Origin of the sequence: Campylobacter sp. US25a (genome assembly GCF_004379075.1) — a bacterium.
In the GTDB taxonomy this organism is placed as follows: Bacteria; Campylobacterota; Campylobacteria; order Campylobacterales; family Campylobacteraceae; genus Campylobacter_D; species Campylobacter_D jejuni.
On record NZ_RYYM01000033.1, the window covers coordinates 1 to 3,848 of the forward strand.

Annotated in this window: 2 protein-coding genes and 1 pseudogene; all 3 read right to left on the bottom strand. The window is 30.4% G+C overall.

The features are described from left to right. Positions 1-49: 49 nt before the first annotated feature. Positions 50-700 (bottom strand): PoNe immunity protein domain-containing protein, encoded by a 651-nt coding sequence (locus tag ELQ12_RS09415; RefSeq protein WP_002871601.1) that lies wholly within the window; start codon positions 698-700, stop codon positions 50-52. A 41-nt stretch (positions 701-741) separates the two neighbouring features. Further along, a pseudogene (locus ELQ12_RS09420) lies at positions 742-1,296 on the bottom strand (hypothetical protein). Positions 1,297-1,318: 22 nt separating this feature from the next. Next, positions 1,319-3,848 (bottom strand): BspA family leucine-rich repeat surface protein (locus ELQ12_RS09425; protein WP_134264735.1); only part of this gene is annotated, 2,530 nt, incomplete at its 5' end.

A 3,848-nucleotide genomic window follows, 5' to 3' on the forward strand; every position in this document is an offset into this window, starting at 1 on the left:
GTTCTTTTTTTAGCCATGAAAAGTCTTGTGGGTTTTAAACCCACTAAGATTAAATCAAATCATAAGGAAAGTATTTATATTGTTTAAATTCTTCTTTATCTAAATTCATTAGCTTTACAATTGCTGCACCTTCAAGATCCCAAGTATCTAGAGGATCTCTTAATCTTGTATGTTTTTTCATATATTGATGTAAAAACTCAATATCCTTAGTTGCTACAAATTCTTTAATAAGCTCGTGTTCTTTGCGAATACATTTGCGTTCTAAATTTAAATTCTTACCCTTAGAACCCATAAAATGTAAAAACCAATCTCTATTGAGAATATCCTTTCTTTTTCTCTCATCTTCTTCTACTAATTTTAATACACAAGTTGTGTCCATATCTAATAACACTCTAAGACAAAGTTCAAGGGCATTTCCCTTAAACCAGCTAATATCAATCCCCACTTCTAAACGATGTTCTTGTTTTAATAGTATATATGCTTCTAAATCTTTTTTAACCAGATTTATATCATCACCACGAGAGTATTTATCCATAGCAATACATTTTTTTCCATCTGTTATAGAAAAAAAATAATTTTCCCTTCTTGCATCTCCTAAAGGAAGCTCCAAGAGTCTTTTTTCATCTTTTTTAACTTCTTCTTCCCATTCTATTATACGTTCGGTAAAATACGCTTCATCTTTATTAGTATCTCTTAGCATTTTCTATCCTTTCTAAATCATAAGAAAAATATTTCATTTATTTACACAAAACTGATTCTATTTTGTTTAATCATTCTGGCACGATTGATAAGAGCATAAAGGGCTATATCTTCATCATTATATATTTTTCCTTCAAATTCTTCATCCCCATCAAACTCAATACTTCTCTATTCTATAATTTCTGCTTTAGCATTAGTGATAAAAGATATATATTTATCTCTTTGTTTATCATGTTTAATACCTGCACATAAAGGTTTAAGTGCTTCATCATACCAAATCACTTCTAGTTTTTCTTCTTTAATAATTCTTAATGCTACTTCTTTTCTATTTTGCATTGAATAGTTCTCATCTACACTAAAATATTTTTGCCTATAATTCATTTTTAGCATTTTATCAATTGCTTCTTTTTCACTGTCAAAAGAATAGTTAAGACTAACACTCCCCCTTTCTCCAACATAGAAAGTTTCATATTTATTATTATCAGAATCAAACCACATAGTAAGATGGTATTCTCCTGCATGTTTATAAGAAGGATACCAATCTGTATCAATCAACTTTTCTTCTTCTATAATTAATTCTGCTTGTTCTCTTGTCATTGTTTTTTATCTGTTTTAGTTTTTAATGTTTATACCATTTGGGCCTATTGCTGTCAATTTTTGTTCCCCAAAACATATGATCCATAGATACCGAAGCACTTATATCCCAAGATTCTAAACAGCGATCAAAACTACTTGCACATGTAAACATATAAGAGACGCTCTTAGCATTGCTCATATTCCATTTACTAATATCGGCATTAAAACATCTGGCTTTTTCAAACATAGAAGTAAAATAACACCCTTTGCCTACATTCCATTTGCTAATATCAGCATTAAAGCGTTCCGCTTTACTAAAACAAAATTCAAAATTTTTTACATTGCTTACATCCCAAGATTCTATCCCGCTAAAATCTCCACGAGTGGAATCGTCAAATAAATAAGATAAATTTTTTAACTGACTTACATCAAGCAAGCTTAAATTTACCTCTTCTATACATACAAACATATTTAAAAGAATTAAATTTTTGACTACAATTTTTTGTCCATCTTTTATCTTTTCTATTAAATCCATAAATTCTATTAAATTTTCAAAATGTATCTTCACGTTATTATCGTCAGCTAATCGTTTAATAATCTCTTTTATATATTCCTGAAAACTAAGATTTTCAAGTCCTTGGTGATCTTTATCTTTATACTTTGGAGATTTTACGCCTTTATGCATATCCAAGAAGATTGCATAACATAAACTTTTCCAAGCAAGATTTCGATTTTTACTATCCTCTACTTGCAAGGCAAGAGCAAACACAAAAGGCATAGCTTCATTATCACTATAACGTCCTGTTAAAACAATTTGTAATTCATCATCACTAAAATACTTGTTCGCAATAACATGCATTATAAAACCTGATACACTTGAAGAATAGCGAGCTGCAGCATCATAGAGATCTCCAAAAGTATAGCCTTGTTGTATAAAAAGTCTTAACAACTCTTTGCGTTCATTATCACGCTTTTGCAAAGCTTTCTTATCTTGCATGCAGGCTGTGAAAGCATAATCATGTCTGATAGATTTACTCCAACAATCAATCAAAAGAGAGCAAGATTTTAACAACTTTGTTGCATCAAATCCGTACTCAATAAGAAGCTTAAAAATATCTGGACGCCCATTTTCTAATGCAAGTTTTAAATAATCCTCTTTCTTAGAACCTATAAGAACTTTTTGCGGATTTTTAGCAAGCTTTGCAGTCGATTCTATAAGCTCAAAAGGTATAAAAGTTATATTATCTGTTTCATATTCACTGTTGATAGCCGCTTTGTAAATTTTAGCAAGATCAGTATCATTTAATTTTTTCTCTGCATTGGTAGCATTAAACACTTCTAGAACTTTATTTAATCGTTCAATCATAAAAAGTGAATACTCTTCCTTGCGGCGCCTTTCTTCAATATTTAAATTTAGAAGATTTAAAATTCCTTCTAAACCTGTAGGTGTATTTATTTTATCAATAGCGTTTTTAAACCAGAGAGGTGGATTGGATTCTAAAGGGGAATCTTTGAAAATATTCTTACTCTTTATCACCGCTTCAACTGAAACTTTCCAAGCATCAATATTTTGATTAAATTCCTTACAGAGATAAAACATACTATCAATATTTTTAGCTTTGCTCATATTCCATGAGCTTATATCGCAGTTAAAATTTTCACAGTGACCAAACATTAAATAAAAATTTTGACCTTTGCTTACATTCCACTTACTTAAATCAACATTCATATCAGAACAGCAAAAAAAACAACGAGAGAAGTCTTTGATATGCGAAACATCCCAAGATTCTATCCCATCAAATCTTTCCATACACTCAAAAGCACCATAAAGCGAGTCAAGATATATCAAATTAATACAATCTAGTGCTACCTTAGCGATAAGATATTTTTTTCTATCTTGTGCATATCGTACCAAAAATATAAGTTCTACATTATTCATCGGGCAATAAAGTTGATTTTGCGTAGCTGGTTTTTTCCCAAAAAGCACTTTAGAAAAACCGGATTTTTTAAGTACCTCCCCTGCATTTTCGCCTTTTAATATAGTTCTTAGTAATACTTTTAGTTTTGCAATACTGCTAGCATTTGCAGCTTTTTTTGCAGCTGGCTTTAAACTACCAAATGCCGAACCAGTATGTCTTAATATATTTTCATAAGGACTATCATCATTACCATCTTTTTTACTAGAAATCTTTTTATAAAAAGAATTTAGAAGCTCTTCACAAGCTTCTAAAGCATCTTCAGCGATTGCAATATTTGGATTTTCATTTATCAAACGCACCGCTTCAAGCACTCTAGCATTTTTTATAGCCTCTAAAAGCCTTTTATCGCTTTTTTTGTCAAATTTTTCCAAAGTTTCATCTAAGTTTATAGCCTTTAAAAGCCCTTTATCGCTTTTTTTGTTAAAATTTTCCAAAGCTTTATCTAAATCTTTAGCCTCTAAAAGTGATCGAAGAATTTTGCAAATCTCACTTAAATCTTCAAAGCAAAGTACATTTGTAATAAACCACTCATCAAATTCTTCCTCAGTAGCATCACGATAAGATATTCCTGTTTCTTCTTCAAAAGCGACTTCG

Coding starts and splice junctions, on each gene's coding strand:
- ELQ12_RS09415 (WP_002871601.1), bottom strand. CDS start 700: ATGCTAAGAGATACTAATAAAGATGAAGCGTATTTTACCGAACGTATA.